Below are 19,256 nucleotides of genomic sequence, written 5' to 3'. Positions count from 1 at the left end.
TTCCGATATTTACAAGGATACGTTATGACTGCCGAAACGACGGTAAAAGATGAAAACATTGTTTGGCACCAGCATTCGGTTGATAAACAGTTTCGTGCTGAATTAAAGAAGCAAAAACCTGCCGTATTGTGGTTCACTGGTTTATCTGGAGCGGGTAAATCAACCGTAGCTGGGGCGTTGGAAAATCGCCTTGCAGCATTGGGTTACCACACCTATTTATTGGATGGTGATAATGTACGACATGGTTTGTGTAGCGATTTAGGTTTTTCTGAACAGGACCGTCGCGAGAACATTCGTCGCATTGGTGAACTGGCGAAGTTGATGGCAGATGCGGGTTTAATTGTTCTGTCGGCGTTTATTTCACCGCATCGTGCAGAGCGGAAGTTAGTGCGCGATTTATTGCCAGAAGGCGAGTTTATCGAAGTGTATGTCAATGCATCTCTAGAGGTTTGCGAAGGTCGAGATCCTAAGGGTTTATACCGTAAAGCCCGTGCGGGAGAGATTCCTAATTTCACTGGTATTGATTCGGAATATCAAGCGCCAGAGAACCCTGAAATCGATTTGCCCGCGGGAGAAAAGAGTGTCGATGAGCTGGTGGATTTGTGCTTAATCGATCTTAAACAACGCGGTGTGATCCGATAAAAAAGCATTTAGATCATAGGTGACCTAAAGCTCTTTGAACAGCTGGAGAAGTATTTGGCTCATAGGTAGTCAAATGCTTCTCAAGCTGGCTAGACGGTATGATGAACCGTACTTTTAGCTTCACTATGGACACTAAATCTATGATTTAACAGTGCAAGCATTTGGTCGTAGTATTCGGCATGTGGTTTGTTACCGAGCAAGGTACAGAGCTCATTACCTGTGGGTGTGAATCGGTAATATAAAAGGCGGACACCTTTGCTGTTTACGTTCAGTGATAAGTTTTTACCTTGGTAGGTGAGGACCAACGGTGTCTCGATACTAATTTCGCCAGATTCAAGTTCGGCACTGTGCAGCAGCCCTAATTCAATTAAGAGCAACAAGCTTGAATACGGCAGTTGAAAACTTCCCATATTTAGGCTGTTAGCGACGTCTCGCTTGCCGAAGCTAAATATGCCTCCTTGCGCTTTGTAACCAATCAGCAGTTTTCTGCTGTGATCCCCTCCAAAACTGCACGCTAAAGAGGCGGCTCTTTGCAGAGTTTGTGCTTCCTTTGGTGACATATCCTTGAGGGTTTTCAACGCTTTCATGGACGTTGAACCCGGATTGGTCACTTCACGCTTCATCACTTGAGCCCATAGCTTTTGCATCGCGCTGTTATGGATGTCTTGAGCCATCTCAAAAAATCGATGCAACCAATCTTGGTCTGGCTCTCCCGCTGTCTCATCTCGGCATGAACTGTGCGCTAATTTTAAAATCTGTTCTAAGTTTTTTTGTCGCTGTTCTTGGCGTCTTTGCTCTCGCAATTGGGCTCTTTCAAACGCAGATTTGGCTGGCGGGCCGGTTTGCAGTAAGGCGTCAAGACCGTGTATTTGGGCAATGGTTTTTACCTTACTAGCACTGTCTTTTATGTAGCCTTGTTTCTTTTCTTGTTGCGTATTTTTTTTTGTGTCTGACTGATGTTCGATGACAACAGGTTGCTTTGTCGGGTCTGCCATTCGTTTTCCTACCAAGAACTGCGCGGTTCGCACGTTTAAATTTACACCTTATCTGACCAAGCGACCAGACAGGAGTTCTCAGTTTTTGAACGAATAGGGCTATTCAAAATGATAATGAGTTGTTAAAATTGTTATCGTTATTTTGGAGGGGCTATGAAGTTCTCAGAAGCAGGTAAACTCAAAAAGCACCTGTCGATAGCGTTTCTTTTGGTTATTTATGTGGGCGTATTAGCGTATTTATCTCGTTATATCGTGTAGCACAAAGCTAAAAAAGGCGCCAGTGTGACGCCTTAGGTGTAGCGAGGCTTATCGACGACTTAAATTACATATCGTCGTAGGCTTCTATTTCTGATCCCTCAATAACGTAAGCCGTTTCTGCTAGTTCGTGGTTTATCGTCTCGGTTTTCAACGTTCCAACCACATATATAACATCCCACAACTCTTGAACAGGCGCGCCTTTCGGAAACTTCACGTAAATGATCTGGTTTGGAGGCGGTGGTGGCACGTGAATACAAGCTCCAAAGTATGGCACTAATAAAAACTCGGTGACGGTATCGGCATCACCTTCAAGTGGGATAACAAACCCTGGAATTTTAACTTGGCTTCCGTTCAGTTCTGGTCGAACATTACCAATCTTGGACTGCTGCGCTGCGCCACCACTGTGATCAGATGCAGGCATGCCTATACTGTCGAACAATTTACGCTCTTTTTCTGGAACAAGGTCAATCCAGTCAAGCTTCAATGGTTCTTCGCTGGCCATAACAGGCGCTGTGAATGCGACGACCAGCAAGCAACTTGCGAGTATTTTTTTCCACATTTTATTAAATCCTTATTGTCATTCCGTCACTCAGTGACTGTCGGTAGGCGCGGAGTGCGGGAATGAAACCAATCACAATACCAGCGCATTGTACGAAACCTAATAGTATCCACTCATAAGTAGATAAGATGCTTAAGGTGAGATGTATTCCATAGTGCTGTTGGATGATCGGCTGCGCGATAGCAAGAATAGCATACAGCCCTGTAACGCCAGTAATAATACCAGCAGCAGTAAGCAAGCTGGCTTCACTAATTAAGAGTGAGAAAACATGACGAGGCCTTGCTCCCATGGCACGCAAAATCGCCATTTCACGGCGGCGTTCCTGTAGGCTAGTTAATAGACTGCTTAACATACCTAACAACCCTGCAATCACGACAAAACCAGATACTGCCATTAGGGCTTGCTCTGCAACCGACATCATTCCCCATAACTCATGCAACGCAACGCCGGGCATAATGGCGCTAAGCGGCTCTTTGGGGTAGGTGTTAATTTGTCTTTGCAGGGCGAAAGTTTGAATACGAGATTTCAAACCAACGAGCATAGCGGTAATTTGTTTGGGCTGAAAGTCTCTGTTTTTGAGATCTTGTGCCTTGGGTGTCGGGCCCAAACGCGCACCACTTTCCCACCCAACGTGAATGGCTTCGATGGCTTCCAATGATACATGGACAGTTTTGTCGACTGGTGTTCCTGTAGGTGCAAGGATACCGACAACTTTAAATGGCAGATTGTCATGACGGCTAAAGCCAACGTCGCTAATGCCGTGGGCAATGATGATTTCGCTACCGATATCATAACCAAGTTGTTTAGCGACATCAGAACCTAGTACGGTTTCAAATAAACCATTGAATTCTCTACCCTTGCTGAATGTTAGTGGTTGCTTACTTCCAAACTTGTAATGCTCAAAGTAACTGTGATTGGTTCCCATAACTCGGAAGCCTTTATGCGAGTCGCCAAGCGAGATTGGAATAGCCCAATCGACTGAACGATGATTGGCAAACTCTTGGTAGCTTTTCCAATCGATGTTGTTGGTCGCATTATCAATACGAAACACAGAATAGAGCAATAGGTTCACTTGCCCAGAGCGTCCACCAATAATGAGGTCTGTGCCTGAAATTGTATTGGCGAAGCTATCCTTGGCTTGAGTTCGGATACGCTCGACGCCCAAGAGGAGTACCACTGAAATCGCAACGGTCATGATGGTTAGAATTGCCGTCGCTTTGCGGTTCATCAAGCTCTTCCAGGCGAGCTTTACAACAGCACTCATGATATGGCTCCTAGGCTAGATACTTGATTAATGTCGGGTAGATTGAGCGTGCGATCGAATAAGGGTTCGAGTGTTGGGTCGTGGCTAACGAATACCAGTGTGGCATTGGCTTGATTCGCTTGCTCCATAAGGAGCTCAATAAATGCTTTACGATTGTCATAGTCTAAAGCTGAGGTTGGTTCGTCAGCGATCACTAACTCTGGATGTCCTATCAGAGCTCGAGCCGCAGCCACACGTTGTTGTTGACCAATACTCAATTCAGAGACAGGGCGTGTATGAAGCTCGTTTGGCAAGTGCAGTCGTTCTAGTAGGGCCTGAGCCTGTTCATTTAACGTTTGAGATGAGGCACCTAAATGGGCACGGTCACGTCGTATTTTACTGAACTGACATGGCAATAATACGTTTTCAAGTACGTTAAGGTACGGCAATAAATTGAACTGTTGAAAGATGTAGCCAATATGATTGGCGCGAAAGCGGTCTCTCTGACTGGCACTTAAACTAGCAAGGTCAGTATCGAGTACAGATAGAGAGCCTGAAGTTAATGTGTTAATCCCCGTCAACAAAGCGAGCAAGGTCGATTTACCGCAGCCACTTGGACCTTTGATAAACACATGTTCGCCTTGTGTAATGTGTAATTTGGGGATGTGGATGGTCGCGTTGGTTGAACCGGGCCAGAAAAATTGGGCATCCTCTAGCTCGACAACATTTGGTGTGGTTTCAGTCATATTAAATCACCAAAGCTGTGGCGTGTAAGTGGGTACTTACACGCCACTCGTGTTATTTGATTACGATTTGGGTGTTATCTTTGCTTAATTTAATTGCTGATTGCATGGTATCAGTGAATATATTGACGCTGATGGACTCTGTAGTTGGGAATTGGTTAAACCAATCGGTTTGGATTTGGCTAAGCTGATTAACTTGTTCGCAATTGAAGCGATATTGCACCGAAAATTCACCGTGACCGCCATGATCGTGCGCCTCATCATGATCGTCATGGTGGTCATGTTTATCATGATGTTCATTATGATCATGGTGTTCGTGTCCTTCATGATCGTGATGTGCATGGTCATCATGGTCGTGCTCACTATGATCATGTTCCTCATGAGTTTCGCTTAGGTTGTGGCTCACGTAAGCTTCTTCAATATTACAATCAGCTTGTGAGTTAATAGCGAACAATGCGTTGCTGTCTTCGAGTGTAGCGACGGCTTGTTTAAGCGCTTGCTCTTGTTGTGCGTTTTCTGGAGCATGTTCGAAACCCACAACATCAGCTCCAGGAGCTGTGATCTCTACTAACAGATCTTTGCCATCTTGGGCGATATTAAACTCGACGTGACCATGCACATGAGCACCATGCTGGCGGTATTCGTTTGCATTCGCTGCTGTCGATAAAGTGAGGCCAATAGCAAGGGCTAAAACGTGTTTTGATGACATTGTATTTTTCCTAATTTTACTGGCATTAACCAAAGGCGGTATTGCTCAGATTCGAGTTTCACTAAGTTATTGTTCCCTGACACACTAGGTGCGGGAATGAACTCAATAATTTTGAGTGTGGAATAGTTTGGAAATTAAGCAAAATAAGGAGGGGCACGAGCAGCGCCAAGAACTTCTTCGCCGTACACGAGATGCAAAAAAACATGATGATGCTGGGCGCGCGCAAAAGTCGGTGTAGAGAGGGTAGGTTGTACCTTTGCTATACCGTGCTGAACACCAGAAAACAATTGGCAATGATGATGGGTATGATGGTCGGGCGTCAGATCGACTTGATGGAGTACAACCGCAAAGTTCCAAGCGATCAGCAACGCAACACTGAAAAATAAAGCAGTGCGATACCAATATCTTAGTGTTTTTTGCTGGTGGTGGTACATCTGAGCTCCTCTTACCGACTGTTATAATATAACACCCATAATGAATAAAAGTTCACTCTTTTGTTGGCTAGCAGAAAAATTTAACTCCACACATACGTGCCGAAAAATATTGGTAATACTCTCTGATGGAAGTGTCGCACTTATAAAGAGCAGAGTTATCACTGCCCATGCTTCTAATCAAATTCATATAGCTCCTTACAACAAGAACAAGGAGCCATTCAATGAAGCTAGATGTTCTGTTTAATAAGCTCAATGACTTTTGTTATCTCATCTTGCTCAAGTGCGCCCTCTTTGACGAACAGAACTTTGCCCGTTTTGTCTTGAACAATAATGGCCGAACTTTCTTCTTTCAGGCCCCAAGTATTGGCAACTACGCCATTTTCATCAAGAACCATGGATGACCAAGGAAACTCTTTTTTGCTGTCTTGAGCTGAAGACTTCACGAAAGAGCCTGTCCCCCAAATTGCATCATCTTGGTTGATGATAGTTGTGGTCTGGTAGCTTTCTTGTGGAAAATTTGCCGCTGTTATTGCCGACATTAAAGGGGCATTCATTTCTTTTGAACTGCTACGGCCTGCAATGGCTTGAATAACACGAACTTTGCCTTGCATATGTTGAGTTGCCCAGGGTTGGTATGCAACGCCTTCGCCTTGTAAAACAATCTCGCCGTAAGCGGCAACATTGACAGGAGGAACGCTTTTTCCCACTGACAAGTTGTGTGCAAAGGTCAAGCTTGGCGTTAAGGCCAGTAATAGAGGTAGGAGAGTCTTAGTTTTCATATTGTTATATTCCGTACGAGGTTTGGAAGCTTCCAGTATATATCCAGAACCTAGAAATTTGTAGGACCGTTGATAACATTTATTTAACGTATGGAGTGGTGTAATCTTGCGTTATATTTAGAATTTGCTAAAATGAGTTCCGTCGCAAATTGCGCATTAAGATTGCAGAGGAAAAATAAGCAATCCGTGTTTTCTCAAAGGAATTGAGGTGAGTTATGCTACGTGAGTTTGCTGTATATCGACCATTACAAGTGGCCCGTTTTGTTAAAACGTTGTTCAAAGGTCAGTTTTTTATTGTTGGGGGTTGGCTGTTTTCAGTTCGACAATGGCAAAGTGTTACTACCTGACGTCAACGATCATAAAAGGCTCACCATCTTTAAAGAAGTCAACCAAGTGATAGCATCATTATCGGCTTAGTTAGCTTGGTACCCACTTAGATTTAGAAAAGAGCGACCATATCGGTCGCTCTTTTTGTTGCTGGTTAGGTTTATCCTTGGAGGCTTGGTGGGAAGCAAACTCCCGTTCCTCCGATGCCACAGTAACCATCAGGGTTTTTCGCCAAATATTGCTGGTGGTAGGTTTCCGCAAAGTAATACGGACCTGCTGGTTGTATTTCGGTGGTGATGTTCGCGCGTTGCTCTTCTTGCAGTGCTTGCTGATACAAGAGTTTCGATTTCTCTGCGCTCTCGAGCTGCTCCGTCGAATAAGTGTAAATTGCAGAACGATATTGAGTACCTAAGTCGTTACCTTGACGCATTCCCTGAGTTGGGTCGTGTTTTTCCCAAAAAACAGCCAGTAGCTTTTCTAATGAGATGACGCGTTCATCGAAAACGACTCGTACGACTTCAGTATGACCCGTTTTACCTGTACAGACCTCTTCATACGTGGGATTGGGTGTGTACCCCCCAGCGTAACCGACCGAAGTAGATACAACGCCGTCGAGTTGCCAAAATACGCGCTCAGCGCCCCAAAAACAGCCCATTCCGAGCAAAATCTGCTGTTGGTGTGACGCAAGAGGCGCCTTTAGGTTAGATTTATTTACAAAATGATGATCGTCAATCTGCATTGGTTGATCTCTACCTGGCAAGGCATCTTCTATACTGATCAATGTTTGTTTGTTGAGCATGGTATTTGTCCTTCAATACGTGTCTTAAATTTGCGAACTTTTTCATTTCGTCTGTATCTGATGCTGTGATGACATAGACCGCGTTAAACCTATTAATATTACAGACTTAGAATCTAATTGGCGTTATCATTATTTACGTTTACTTAACCTCATTCAGCCATAAAAGCATGATAAAAAAAGCTCTCCCCACCATTGTTGGCCTGTTTGCCTTTTCTCATGGTGCCTATGCCGATGTTTCTTTGACTTTGAAAGGCATTGATGGCGCTTTAGAAGAGAATGTCAGTGCGTATCTATCATCTATTCCAGAGAAGGATTACTCCACTTCTCTGCGTTTTCAAGCGAGATTAGATCAAAGTATCACTGAAGCGCTTAACGCGCTTGGGTATTATCATGCAAAAATTTCATACTCTATTCCTGAAGCGAATGATGAGTTAATTGTGCTCATCAAGCCGGGCTTGCCAGTGAAAGTGAAAGTCATGGATGTGGCCATCACTGGAGAGGCCAAGGACGATGAAGAGTTTGCAAAACTTATTGAGCGCTCTCCGCTCAAAGTTGGTCAAGTTTTGAATCAAGGCCAATACGACAGCCTTAAGTCAGGCATTCGTAACTTGGCGCTTCAGCGTGGTTACTTCAATGGTGAGTTTACGCTAAGTCGATTAGAGGTTATCCCTGATCTGAACGAAGCTAATGTCCGTTTGCACTACAGCAGTGGAATACGTTTCAATTTTGGCGACGTTTCTTTTATTGGCAACCACATCTGGGAAGATCGTGTCGCATCATTACAACCTTTTAAAGAAGGGGACCCATACAACGTTTCGAAGCTGGGCGAGTTTAACCAGAAGCTATCAAATACGGAGTGGTTTTCCTCAGTTTTTGTTGAGCCTGAATTGGATAGGCTTGATGATGGCCGAGACTTGCCAATTAAAGTGTCTTTATCTCCTGCTTCCAAGAATCAGATCGAGACGGGTATTGGTTACTCAACGGATGTCGGCGTTCGAGGGACGTTGAAGTGGAAGAAACCTTGGGTGAGCTCCCGAGGACACAGTTTCAACACCGCTTTATCCCTATCTAAGCCAGAGCAAACCGTGACTGCTTCTTACAAAATTCCTTTAGAAGATGTCGCTAACGATTATTATCAAGTTCAATATGGGCTTAAAAACCTAGACAACCGTGACACGCAGAGTATCGAGTCTAACCTTGCAGTGGAGCGTCATTGGTTAGCAGACGGTGGTTGGCATAATACCGTTTATGTTCGTCATTTGTACGAGAGCTTTACGCAAGGTTTACAAGATGATGAATTCAACTTCGTACTTCCAGGTGCGACATTTTCTCGGACTAGGGTTCGAGGGGGCAATATGCCAATGTGGGGAGACAAGCAAAGCATCACTATTGAGTATGGTGATACCGCTATGCTTTCTGAAACTAGAGTGCTCCGCTTAATTGGCTCGACTTCTTGGATTCGTGGTATTGGAGAGAATCATCGTGGTTTGTTCCGCTTAGAAGGTGGTGCGAATATTACCGATGAACTTGAAAAGCTATCACCGTCGCTGCGTTTCTTCGCAGGTGGTGACAATAATATTCGTGGTTACGGCTATGAATCTATTTCACCTGTGGATGAGAGTGGTGCTTTGACGGGTGGTAAATACATTGTTAGCAGTACATTAGAATACCAATATCGTGTTTATGGAAACTGGTGGGCTGCAACGTTTTACGATATTGGTGATGCGTTTAATGAAACACCAGATTGGAAATCAGGTGCTGGTGTTGGTATCCGCTGGGCGTCTCCGGTGGGCCCTGTTAGTTTTGATTTTGCATGGGGGTTGGATGCAAAACCAGAACGAGAGTTTCGTATCCACTTCTCATTGGGGCCTGAGCTATGATCAAAATGATGTTTAAGTGGACCAAATGGCTGTCGCTCAGTTTGATTGGCCTATTGCTGTTGCTCATCATTATTGTCGCGACAGTTTTGTTTACCCACCCAGGCCTCAAATTTGCCTTGTGGGGAGCTGAAAAAGCATTACCACAATTGCAGATTGAAAAAGTGCAGGGTTCATTGTTTCCTCGCTTCGAACTGCATAACGTCAGTTTTGTCGATGAGTCTTTGAATATCGACGCCAAAGTCGAGCGTTTAGCTTTGGCAGTGAACTTCCGCTGTTTCTTTGACCCTAAGGTCTGTGTCGATGAGTTAAGACTGCAGGGGCTTGACTTTAAGATGCCAGAGCTACCGCCAGCAAGCGAGGAGCAAGAGGAAACACCACCACTGCGTTCTATCAGTACGCCAGTGCCAATTTTTGTTAATAAAGTCAGCTTTAATGACATCAATGTCAATGTGCTGGGCAATCAAATTGATTGGCAAACATTCTCGACCGCTTTGTCGATGCAGGGTGATCGTTTGGTGATCGCACCTACCGCGTTGAAAGACATTAATGTGGCTTTAGCACCAAGTGAGGCTGAACCTGAAGCGGCTGCCGAGGAGCCGAAAGAAACTGACGTTACGCCGCAAGATATTGTGTTACCCGAAGTATGGATTCCACTGACGGTTGAAGCGCGTCGTCTTGATATTCACAATTTCAAACTGGCGGGTGAAACGCCAGTGATCGTCAATCATCTTGGTTTGGTTGCAAGAGCAGGCGGTGAACGTGTTGATGTCAAAACGTTAGAGCTCGACATGCCAGAAGTGGAAGGCAAGTTGAGCACACAAGTGACGCTTTCTTCTGATTACCCTATCAAAGCGCAATTGGACGCGTTAGTGAAGCAAGCGGATGCGAAGGGACAAAAACTGTCGCTTTCGGTCTCGGGTTCGGTTGGTGATTTGTCACTAAATGCTACGCTTTCTGAGCTTGTACAAGCGGAGATCAAAGGTGATATTCAACCGCTTAAAACACAGTTGCCGTTTGATGTCGCGATTAAAAATGTACAGGCGCAATGGCCGCTATTTGGACAAAGCGATTACCAGGTTTCTGTACCAAGCTTGGCGGCAAAAGGCTCACTTGATGGCTACGAAGTCGCATTAGAAACCAAAGCTTCGGGCAAAGATATTCCCGCCGTTGATGTCGCACTAAACGGCAAAGGTACGCTAGAGCAAATTGACCTCGAAAGCCTTGTAGTGAAAACCTTAGGGGGCGAACTCTCTGGGAAAGTCATGGCCAATTGGGCCGCGCCAATCAACTGGCAAGCTGACTTGAACCTGAAAAACATTCAACCAGGTTTACAATGGAAAGAAGCTGAAGGGGATATCAGCGGTAACCTTTCGACTTCGGGGTCGTTAACAGAACAAGGCGGTTGGCAAGTCAGTTTGCCTAAGTTAGACATTGACGGCATTTTGCGAGGGTATCCGCTGAATGTTGAAGGGCAACTTGAAGCGTCTGATAAAAACGGCAAAGGCGAAGACATCCAACTTACCACTCAGGGTTTAGCGCTTTCTCATGGTCCAAACCAACTCAGTGCAAAGGGTAAGATCGATAAGCAAATTCTGATGGATGTTGAGGTTAACTTCCCTGATTTTGCGAAAAGTGTTCCGGATCTTGCAGGTAAGATGCAAGGTAAAGTCGCACTACGTGGTAGCTTGAAAGAACCAGACATCAATCTTGATCTCGCTTTAAATCAGATAAACTGGCAGCAACAGGCGAACGTAGAAACGATCACCTTAAAGGGTGATGTGAAGCCTCTGCCAGCACCAAAAGCGAACATAAGCCTAATTGCGAACAACATTACCTATGACGACATAAAAGTTGATAGTGCTGACCTTGAAGTCTCTGGGGATGAAAAACTGCATCAACTGACGCTCGATGTAGTGTCTGACCTGGTGTCGACCAGTTTAGAAATTGAAGGGACATTCCAGCAGAAACCAGAAATGATTTGGGATGGGGCTCTGCGCCGCTTGACGCTGAGCTCGCAACAAGGCCCGTGGGCGTTGCAAAAATCGACCGCGGTGAAGGTCAATATCGACAAACAGATCGCGAACGTTCAAGCGCATTGTTGGTTGCAAGCGGAGTCGAGCGTATGTCTAACCGAAGACATTAGTGTCGGTAAGAGTGGCCAGGCGAAGTTAGCCATCAATGATTTTGATTTTGACCAAATCAAGCAATTCCTGCCGCCAGAAACCAAGCTGCAAGGCTCGGTTAATGCACAGGCTTTTGCTAAATGGGCACCAGAGAAAAAGCCTGAAGTAACCTTAAGTGTCAATATGCCAAAAGGCCAAGTTGAACAAGCGCTTGAGCAGCCAATTAAAGTCGGTTGGGAAAGCTTCAACTTTAAAGCGGCATTAGCGAAAGACAAGCTTGATGCCGAGTGGCTATTTGATGTGAAAGATAACGGTGACTTGTCTGGTAAGGTTTCTTTACTGAATGTCTCGTCTGAAAAGCCCACTATTGATGGTAAGGTTTCACTCTCTACGTTCCACTTGGATTTCTTGGCACCGTTGATAGGTGAGTACAGCTTGTTTAAAGCAAACATGAATACTGACCTAGCGATATCAGGTGACGTCATGCATCCGAAGGTGAACGGCCAGTTCTTGATTGACCAGATGAAGCTACAGGGTGAAGTCACACCGATAGATATAAACTCAGGGCAGGTCGTCATCAACTTTAAAGGCCATCAAGCGGACTTGGATGCCGGAATTCTAACCCCGGATGGTGAGTTGAACGTTACCGGTGATGCCGACTGGCAGGACTTACAGAACTGGCGTACTAAAGCGCGTGTATTTGCTAAAGAGCTCAATGTTGATTTGCCTCCAATGGTAAAAATCAAAGTTGAGCCTGACATGACAATAGATGTGACTCCTCAGCTTGCGAAAATTGAGGGTGATATTAATTTGCCATGGGGCAGAGTTGTCGTCGAAGAGCTTCCACCAAGTGCGGTAGGCGTATCGAGTGATACCGTTATTCTCGATAAAAACTTGCAGCCAGTGGACGATGTCGCTGCGATGCCGTTTGATGTGGAAACGAACATCAACATTAAAATTGGTGATGACTTCCAACTTGCCGCTTTTGGTTTAAAAGGTGGGTTGAAAGGGAACCTAAACGTGACACAAAAAGACAAAGGTCCTTTCATCGTTGGTGAAGTGAATGTTGTCGACGGTTCTTATCGTTCGTTTGGTCAGGACTTATTGATTAAAGAAGGTAAGATTCTGATGAATGGTCCACCAGATCAACCTTACTTGTCTATCAAAGCGATTCGTAATCCAGACAATACCCAAGATGATGTCATTGCGGGGGTACAAGTGTCGGGCCCAGCATCTGATCCGAGTATAGAAATTTTCTCAGAGCCCGCGATGAACCAAGCCAATGCACTTTCTTATCTACTTCGTGGTCAAGATATTGATGGTGAAGCCGGTGGTAATGCAATGACGACTACCTTAATTGGTTTAAGCTTGGCGAAGAGTGGTCGTGTGGTTGGTGAAATTGGTGAAGCCTTTGGCGTACAAGATTTACAGCTGGACACTGCTGGGTCGGGCGATGATTCGCAAGTGACGGTGAGTGGTTATATTCTGCCAGGTTTGCAGGTGAAATATGGTGTCGGCATCTTTAACTCCCTAGGTGAGTTCACTGTGCGTTACCGATTGATGCAAGACTTGTATTTAGAAGCGGTATCTGGTGTAGATAGCGCCGTTGACCTACTCTATCAGTTTGAGTTCGATTAAAGTGCTTTAACCTAAGCATACACAGTCATGACTAAGGAGTGGTTATGCAGCATTTGATTTTTGTCTACGGCACGTTACGCAAGGGAGAGTACAACCATCAGTATTTGCGCTCGGCGCAGTTTCTTGGTTTACATGAAACGGATGCTCAATTTGCAATGTATGACTTAGGCCCTTATCCAGCGTTGTCTGTTGGGCAACGCTCGATTCAAGGTGAAGTGTATCTGATTGATGATGAAACCTTATCGGAGCTAGATAGGTTAGAAGATGTGCCAGTGGAATATCGCCGAGAGAGCATCGTTACGCCTTTTGGCCAAGCTTGGATCTACTTATATCAAGATATTGAGCAGTTAACCGAAGAAATCGCTTCCGGAGATTGGTGTCAAAAGGTGTGAGCTATACTGACATTATCAATAGCAACGAGCTAAACACTAAGGAGTCACGATGAAAGCATTCGTAATTGGAGTAATGGCGTTGCTTCTTGCTGCATGCGCACAAACAACACTACCGACTTCGAATAATGTGACCGATTGGCAAGTGTTTGGTAAGCAGTCAGCTTTAGATGGATTACGGGAGTTATCTGAGGAGCGAATTGCGAAGCTGGATGATGTTAACCATGCGACGCCAGAACTGATAATGGCTTATCAAGCGGGTTACCAGCAAGGTAAACAAGAGTATTGTGAGCAAAGTGCTTATATGCTCGGTGTTATCGGGCGTCCGTATTTTGGCATTTGTGATGATGTTGACCCCTTCTTTCAACATGACTACGACGCTGGACGAATGTCTTCAGCAGGCGCACCTATCTAGTTGACACAGGTAAGATGAAAGCAAAAGAGCTGCCCTAGAGCAGCTCTTTTTAGTTTTGTATCAGCAGTGATGCTTATTTTTTCTGAGCGCGCTCGTAAGATTCTAGGATTTCAGCTTTGGCGGCAGCAACATCTGCCCAACCATCCACTTTCACCCATTTGCCTGCTTCAAGCTCTTTGTAACGCTCAAAGAATTGCGTGATCTGCGCTTTCAGTAGTTCTGGGATATCGTCCACATCTTGGATGTGCTCGTACTCTTTCGAGATTTTTGAGTGGGGAACCGCAAACACTTTTGCATCTTCACCCGATTCATCTGTCATCTTCAAAACGCCAACAGGGCGGCAGCGAATGACTGAACCTGGCATGAGTGGGTATGGTGTTGGTACCAATACGTCGACTGGGTCGCCATCAAGAGACAGGGTATTGTTCACGTAGCCATAGTTGCATGGGTAGAACATTGGTGCAGACATGAAACGGTCGACAAATACAGCACCAGAGTCTTTATCTACTTCGTACTTGATTGGATCTGCATTTGCAGGAATTTCGATAACGACATAGATATCTTCAGGCAGCGACTTGCCTGCTGGTACATGGTTTAAGCTCATTAGAATATTCCTTTTCATTAACGATGAGTCACACAAAAGCGGTTTCATCTGATGATAAATTCGCGTTTCACTTTAGCGACAAAAACGCGGCAGGTAAACACCTGCCGCGTTGGACAAAGGTCTGAAATTATTCTTCGTCGCGGTGCAGTTCAAGGAACTCTTCAACTTTGCGAACCATGTTCTTCGAACCCACAAAGAAAGGTACACGCTGGTGCAACTCAGTAGGCTTGATGTCCATAATGCGATTCACGCCGTCCGATGCAATGCCGCCAGCTTGCTCAATGAGGAATGCCATAGGGTTACATTCGTAAAGCAGGCGTAGCTTGCCTTGTGGGTGGCTTTGTGTGCTTGGGTAAAGGTAGATACCGCCTTTCAGTAGGTTGCGGTGGAAATCAGCAACCAGCGAGCCAATGTAGCGAGAAGTGTATGGGCGACCGTCTTCTGGCACGTTTTCTTGGCAGTACTTGATGTACTTCTTCACCCCTTGAGGGAAACGAATGTAATTACCTTCGTTGATGGAGTAGATCTTACCATCATCAGGAATCATCATGTTTTCATGAGAAAGACAGAAGCTGCCGATAGATGGGTCGTAAGTAAAGCCGTTTACGCCGTTACCAGTTGTGTATACCAACATGGTGGAGGAGCCGTAAATCACGTAGCCCGCAGCCACTTGCTTGTGACCAGGTTGTAGGAAGTCTTCTTCAGTTGGTGGAGTACCGATTGGAGAAACACGACGGTAAATCGAGAAGATAGTACCAACAGAGACGTTCACATCGATGTTAGAAGAACCATCAAGTGGGTCCATCAGTACTACATATTTGGCGTTTTGGTTGAGTTCTTTATTGAACGCAACTGCTTCGTCTTCTTCTTCACTGGCAACGCCACACACTTGATCACGAGCTTCAAGCGCGGCTTTGAACTTATCGTTCGCGTAAACATCGAGCTTTTGCTGATCTTCACCTTGGACATTTTCCGTGCCTACAGCACCAGTGATATCACCGAGACCCGCTGCGTTGATTTCGCGGTTAACGATTTTTGCAGCTAAACGAATGGAGGCTAAAAGGGATGATAGATCACCGCTAGCGTGGGGGAAATCCGCTTGTTTTTCGACAATGAACTCGCCTAGGGTGCGCAGTCCTGACATGGTTAATCCTTACATTTTCATTTCATTGGGGGTAGTGCGCAAGTGAGCATCTCTTTATGGATGTTAAACGATTGCGCTGGATGTAAGTTTAAGTCGCAGATCTTTTTAATGGTAATGAAGTAACTGTTTGAGATCTCAATTTATTTGTAGACTTGTTTGAGGGATTCATCAGTAAGCAAGAGGTTGTACAGTCTGTGTTCAACCTTGTCATATTTGTGAAAGGGACTGCAAGAAGAAGGCTAAAGTCACTCGCTTTTCAGGCGGTAATCGCGATAATGAAAGCATTAAAAAACGCATTACAAGGTTTAGTTTATGCACATTCATATCTTGGGTATCTGTGGCACATTTATGGGCGGCGCAGCGATTCTAGCGCGCCAATTAGGACATAAAGTCACTGGTTCTGATGCCAACGTTTATCCGCCAATGAGCACACTGCTTGAGTCTCAAGGTATTGAAATTATTGAAGGCTTTGACCCGTCTCAACTCGACCCCCAACCAGATCTTGTGGTGATTGGTAACGCGATGAGCCGTGGCAACCCGTGTGTCGAGCATGTGCTCAACACTAACATGCGTTACACCTCTGGCCCGCAGTGGCTCAACGAGTTTTTGCTGCATGATCGTTGGGTATTGGCGGTATCGGGTACACATGGGAAAACGACCACGTCGAGCATGCTTGCTTGGATACTTGAAGATTGTGGTTATCAACCGGGTTTCTTAGTCGGTGGGGTACTCGGTAACTTCGGAGTGTCTGCTCGTTTGGGTGAAAGTATGTTTTTTGTCGTTGAAGCGGACGAATATGACAGTGCTTTTTTCGATAAGCGTTCTAAGTTTGTGCATTACCATCCTCGCACTTTAATCATGAACAATCTTGAGTTTGATCATGCTGATATCTTCGATGATCTAGAAGCGATCAAGCGCCAATTCCATCATTTAGTGCGAACTGTACCGGGCAATGGATTGATCTTAGCGCCGAGAAAAGATCAGGCGTTAGCGGATGTATTAGAGCGTGGCTGCTGGACTGAAAAACAGTTCTCTGGTGAGAATGGTGACTGGCAAGCGCACAAATTAGTGCTTGATGGCTCAAAATTTGACGTTGCGTTGCAAGGCGAGAAGGTTGGTACCGTCGAATGGAATTTGGTGGGTGACCACAATGTGGATAATGCGCTGATGGCAATCGCTGCTGCACGACATGTTGGAGTCACTCCGGATCTTGCTTGCCAAGCATTAGGGCGTTTCATCAATACCAAGCGCCGTTTAGAGCTGAAAGGTGAAGAACAAGGTGTGACGGTTTACGATGATTTTGCGCATCACCCAACGGCAATTGAACTTACTGTCGGTGGTTTGCGTAACAAGGTAGGTGAAAAACGCATCCTAGCTGTGTTAGAGCCGCGTTCTGCCACCATGAAGCGTGGCGTACACAAAAACACACTTGCAGAGTCACTACACAGTGCAGATGAAGTCTTCTTGTTCCAGCCAGATAATATCGAGTGGTCTGTGCAAGACATTGCCGACCAATGCACACAGCCAGCGTTTGTCGATGCGGATATAGATAACTTTGTAGCCAAGATCGTCGAACGTGCGCGACCAGGTGACCAAATTCTAGTCATGAGCAACGGTGGCTTTGGTGGTATTCACGGAAAACTTCTTGAGCAGTTAAAACAAAAAGCCTGATTGATATGCAAAACAAAACACAACCCTCTCATAAAAAAGCCATCACGTTGGCATTAACGGGTGCTTCTGGTGCTCCCTACGGCCTTCGTCTTTTAGAATGCTTGGTTGCGGCGGATTATCATGTCTACGTTCTGATTTCTTCGGCGGCTCGTGTTGTGATGGCAACCGAGCATAATCTTAAGCTACCAAGTGGCCCAGAAGCGGCGCAGCAAGCATTGGTAGAGCACCTGAACTGCAATCGAAATAACATCACCGTTTGCGGTAAAGATGACTGGTTCTCACCGGTTGCGTCTGGTTCTGCTGCACCAAAGCAAATGGTGGTTTGCCCATGTTCTGCGGGAAGCGTTGCAGCGATTGCGCATGGTATGTCAGATAACTTGATCGAGCGGGCCGCTGATGTGGTAATGAAAGAGCGCGGGCAGCTGTTGCTCGTGGTTCGCGAAACACCATTTTCAACGCTACATCTGGAGAACATGCACAAACTGTCGCAAATGGGCGTCACCATCATGCCAGCAGCTCCAGGCTTCTATCATCAGCCAAAGAGTATTGAAGACTTAGTGGATTTTATGGTGGCGAGAATTCTTGACCACTTAGGTATTGAGCAAGGTTTGGTGCGTCGTTGGGGTTATGACCAGCGCTCGTGAGCTGATTGTGTAACCACTCAAATACCTTTACAATCCATCCAACTCATCGGGGAGCAAACCCATTTAGCATTGAGTCAATCAATGCATTGGGGCGCTGAGACCTAAGTGTTTAACTATGGACCCGTATTACCTGAACCAGATAATGCTGGCGTAGGAATTGAGTCTGGATATTGGAAGTCCTTAATAGCCGCCTCAAACCCTGTGCCGCTCAACTTATTTCTCTGAAATACTCATGGAGAGCGAGCAGTGAAACCCACTCTAAATCTGATTGCCCTAGCTGCAATCACCTCTACTTCAGCGTTTGCCGCTGAAAACACATTAACCATCTATACCTACGACTCTTTTGCCGCAGATTGGGGGCCGGGTCCTAAAATCGAGCAAGCTTTTGAAGCAAAATGTGGCTGTGACGTTAACTTCGTAGCGTTGGACGATGGTGTGTCGATTCTGAATCGTCTTCGTCTTGAAGGCGGTAATAGCAAAGCGGACATCGTATTAGGTTTGGATAACAATCTGATGGCAGAAGCGAAGAAAACCGATCTGCTTGCCGAGCACAATGTGGATACGGCTAACACAGTGTTACCAAACGGTTGGAGTGACACGACGTTTGTACCGTACGATTACGGCAACTTCGCGTTTGTGTACAACAAAGAGAAACTGGCTAATCCGCCGAAAAGCATGAAAGAGCTGGTGGAAACGCGCGACGATCTGAAAGTGATTTACCAAGATCCGCGGACTTCAACGCCGGGCCAAGGCTTAATGCTATGGATGAAATCTATTTATGGCGACGATGTGACGCAAGCGTGGCAGAAGCTAGCGAGCAAAACCGTAACGGTCACGAAAGGTTGGTCTGAGGCGTATTCTATGTTCCTCAATGGTGAGTCCGATTTAGTGCTTTCTTACACCACCTCACCTGCGTACCACTTAATTGCGGAAAACGATTCGAAGTTTGCTACGGCGAATTTTGCTGAAGGCCACTACATGCAAGTTGAAGTCGCCGCCAAAGTGAAAGGGGCAAAAAATTCAGAACTTGCTGATCAATTTATGAGTTTCATTTTAAGTGATGAGTTCCAATCGGCGATGCCAACGGGTAACTGGATGTACCCAGTCACTGACGTTGAGTTACCTAAAGGTTTTGAAACTTTGAGTGTTCCAAGCAAGTCGTTGAGCTTTAGTGCTGATGAAGTGGCAAAAATGCGTAAGTCTTGGATTCGCGAATGGCAAAGCGCATTGACGTTTTAGCTGACGTTTCCACCCTCATCT

The 19,256-nt window shown here is 45.5% G+C and carries 18 protein-coding genes, 1 pseudogene and 1 riboswitch; of the genes and pseudogenes, 9 read left to right on the top strand and 10 right to left on the bottom strand.

Annotation, left to right across the window (positions count from 1 at the left end; genetic code table 11):
* The first annotated feature begins 24 nt into the window (after window positions 1-24).
* Window positions 25-642: an adenylyl-sulfate kinase gene (gene cysC / locus R7Z10_RS11610; protein WP_005379598.1), complete on the top strand. Its 618-nt coding sequence runs from the start codon at window positions 25-27 to the stop codon at window positions 640-642.
* An 89-nt stretch (window positions 643-731) separates the two neighbouring features.
* On the opposite strand, the gene R7Z10_RS11605 is transcribed toward cysC, so the two are convergent.
* The 7 genes from R7Z10_RS11605 to R7Z10_RS11575 form a co-directional block, all read right to left on the bottom strand.
* Window positions 732-1,637 carry a TIGR03899 family protein gene (locus tag R7Z10_RS11605; protein ID WP_064368954.1) on the bottom strand — a complete coding sequence of 302 codons (906 nt, stop codon included), beginning with the start codon at window positions 1,635-1,637 and terminating at the stop codon, window positions 732-734.
* Window positions 1,638-1,959: 322 nt separating this feature from the next.
* Window positions 1,960-2,454, bottom strand: a complete 495-nt coding sequence (locus R7Z10_RS11600; protein WP_005379600.1) for a DUF3299 domain-containing protein — start codon at window positions 2,452-2,454, stop codon at window positions 1,960-1,962.
* Window positions 2,455-2,458: 4 nt separating this feature from the next.
* Window positions 2,459-3,718, bottom strand: a complete 1,260-nt coding sequence (locus R7Z10_RS11595; protein WP_318104920.1) for an ABC transporter permease — start codon at window positions 3,716-3,718, stop codon at window positions 2,459-2,461.
* Window positions 3,715-4,443, bottom strand: coding sequence for an ABC transporter ATP-binding protein (locus R7Z10_RS11590; protein WP_042522447.1), 729 nt, complete (start codon window positions 4,441-4,443; stop codon window positions 3,715-3,717). The genes R7Z10_RS11595 and R7Z10_RS11590 overlap by 4 nt, the downstream gene beginning before the upstream one ends.
* A gap of 52 nt (window positions 4,444-4,495) precedes the next feature.
* Window positions 4,496-5,149 (bottom strand): DUF2796 domain-containing protein, encoded by a 654-nt coding sequence (locus tag R7Z10_RS11585; protein ID WP_085569684.1) that lies wholly within the window; start codon window positions 5,147-5,149, stop codon window positions 4,496-4,498.
* Between the two features lie 134 nt (window positions 5,150-5,283).
* Window positions 5,284-5,583 carry a DUF2607 family protein gene (locus R7Z10_RS11580; protein ID WP_132936729.1) on the bottom strand — a complete coding sequence of 100 codons (300 nt, stop codon included), beginning with the start codon at window positions 5,581-5,583 and terminating at the stop codon, window positions 5,284-5,286.
* Window positions 5,584-5,810: 227 nt separating this feature from the next.
* Window positions 5,811-6,362, bottom strand: coding sequence for a YtfJ family protein (locus R7Z10_RS11575; RefSeq protein WP_213960810.1), 552 nt, complete (start codon window positions 6,360-6,362; stop codon window positions 5,811-5,813).
* A 215-nt stretch (window positions 6,363-6,577) separates the two neighbouring features.
* On the opposite strand from R7Z10_RS11575, the pseudogene R7Z10_RS11570 reads away from it, so the two are divergent.
* Window positions 6,578-6,779, top strand: a pseudogene (locus R7Z10_RS11570) (DUF1107 domain-containing protein).
* 70 nt (window positions 6,780-6,849) lie between these two features.
* On the opposite strand, the gene msrA reads toward R7Z10_RS11570, so the two are convergent.
* Window positions 6,850-7,488 carry a peptide-methionine (S)-S-oxide reductase MsrA gene (msrA, locus tag R7Z10_RS11565; RefSeq protein ID WP_005379620.1) on the bottom strand — a complete coding sequence of 213 codons (639 nt, stop codon included), beginning with the start codon at window positions 7,486-7,488 and terminating at the stop codon, window positions 6,850-6,852.
* Window positions 7,489-7,655: 167 nt separating this feature from the next.
* Here msrA and R7Z10_RS11560 point away from each other — a divergent pair, with 167 nt between their 5' ends.
* From R7Z10_RS11560 to R7Z10_RS11545, 4 genes are read left to right on the top strand one after another with little or no spacing between them, the layout of a single operon-like run.
* The gene (locus tag R7Z10_RS11560) at window positions 7,656-9,368 is read left to right on the top strand and encodes an autotransporter assembly complex family protein (RefSeq protein WP_053349698.1); all 1,713 of its coding nucleotides are present in this window, start codon (window positions 7,656-7,658) and stop codon (window positions 9,366-9,368) included.
* The gene (locus R7Z10_RS11555; protein WP_213971571.1) at window positions 9,365-13,129 is read left to right on the top strand and encodes a translocation/assembly module TamB domain-containing protein; all 3,765 of its coding nucleotides are present in this window, start codon (window positions 9,365-9,367) and stop codon (window positions 13,127-13,129) included. Before R7Z10_RS11560 ends, R7Z10_RS11555 begins: the two co-directional genes overlap by 4 nt.
* Before the next feature lie 44 nt (window positions 13,130-13,173).
* A complete protein-coding gene (locus R7Z10_RS11550) occupies window positions 13,174-13,521 on the top strand; it encodes a gamma-glutamylcyclotransferase (protein ID WP_170890672.1) in 348 nt (115 codons plus the stop codon).
* Window positions 13,522-13,570: 49 nt separating this feature from the next.
* Window positions 13,571-13,933, top strand: a complete 363-nt coding sequence (locus R7Z10_RS11545) for a DUF2799 domain-containing protein (RefSeq protein WP_017633454.1) — start codon at window positions 13,571-13,573, stop codon at window positions 13,931-13,933.
* A 73-nt stretch (window positions 13,934-14,006) separates the two neighbouring features.
* Here R7Z10_RS11545 and ppa read toward each other — a convergent pair whose 3' ends face one another.
* Both ppa and fbp read right to left on the bottom strand, forming a co-directional pair.
* Window positions 14,007-14,537 carry an inorganic diphosphatase gene (ppa, locus tag R7Z10_RS11540; protein ID WP_005379635.1) on the bottom strand — a complete coding sequence of 177 codons (531 nt, stop codon included), beginning with the start codon at window positions 14,535-14,537 and terminating at the stop codon, window positions 14,007-14,009.
* 127 nt (window positions 14,538-14,664) lie between these two features.
* Window positions 14,665-15,681, bottom strand: a complete 1,017-nt coding sequence (gene fbp, locus R7Z10_RS11535; protein WP_005383114.1) for a class 1 fructose-bisphosphatase — start codon at window positions 15,679-15,681, stop codon at window positions 14,665-14,667.
* A gap of 312 nt (window positions 15,682-15,993) precedes the next feature.
* Here fbp and mpl point away from each other — a divergent pair, with 312 nt between their 5' ends.
* The 3 genes from mpl to thiB all read left to right on the top strand — a co-directional run bounded on the left by mpl (window position 15,994) and on the right by thiB (window position 19,235).
* Window positions 15,994-17,352: a UDP-N-acetylmuramate:L-alanyl-gamma-D-glutamyl-meso-diaminopimelate ligase gene (gene mpl, locus R7Z10_RS11530; RefSeq protein ID WP_033906021.1), complete on the top strand. Its 1,359-nt coding sequence runs from the start codon at window positions 15,994-15,996 to the stop codon at window positions 17,350-17,352.
* Window positions 17,353-17,357: 5 nt separating this feature from the next.
* Window positions 17,358-17,996 carry a flavin prenyltransferase UbiX gene (locus R7Z10_RS11525; protein ID WP_213971572.1) on the top strand — a complete coding sequence of 213 codons (639 nt, stop codon included), beginning with the start codon at window positions 17,358-17,360 and terminating at the stop codon, window positions 17,994-17,996.
* Between the two features lie 37 nt (window positions 17,997-18,033).
* Window positions 18,034-18,170: riboswitch (TPP riboswitch) on the top strand.
* A gap of 72 nt (window positions 18,171-18,242) precedes the next feature.
* Window positions 18,243-19,235 carry a thiamine ABC transporter substrate binding subunit gene (gene thiB / locus R7Z10_RS11520; protein WP_213971573.1) on the top strand — a complete coding sequence of 331 codons (993 nt, stop codon included), beginning with the start codon at window positions 18,243-18,245 and terminating at the stop codon, window positions 19,233-19,235.
* Window positions 19,236-19,256: the final 21 nt, after the last annotated feature.

The sequence above is a fragment of the Vibrio sp. Vb1018 genome (genome assembly GCF_033338775.1).
Classification (GTDB): Bacteria; Pseudomonadota; Gammaproteobacteria; order Enterobacterales; family Vibrionaceae; genus Vibrio; species Vibrio alginolyticus.
The sequence above is the reverse complement of the archived record's forward strand: the minus strand, read 5'-3'. Positions and strand labels throughout refer to the sequence as shown.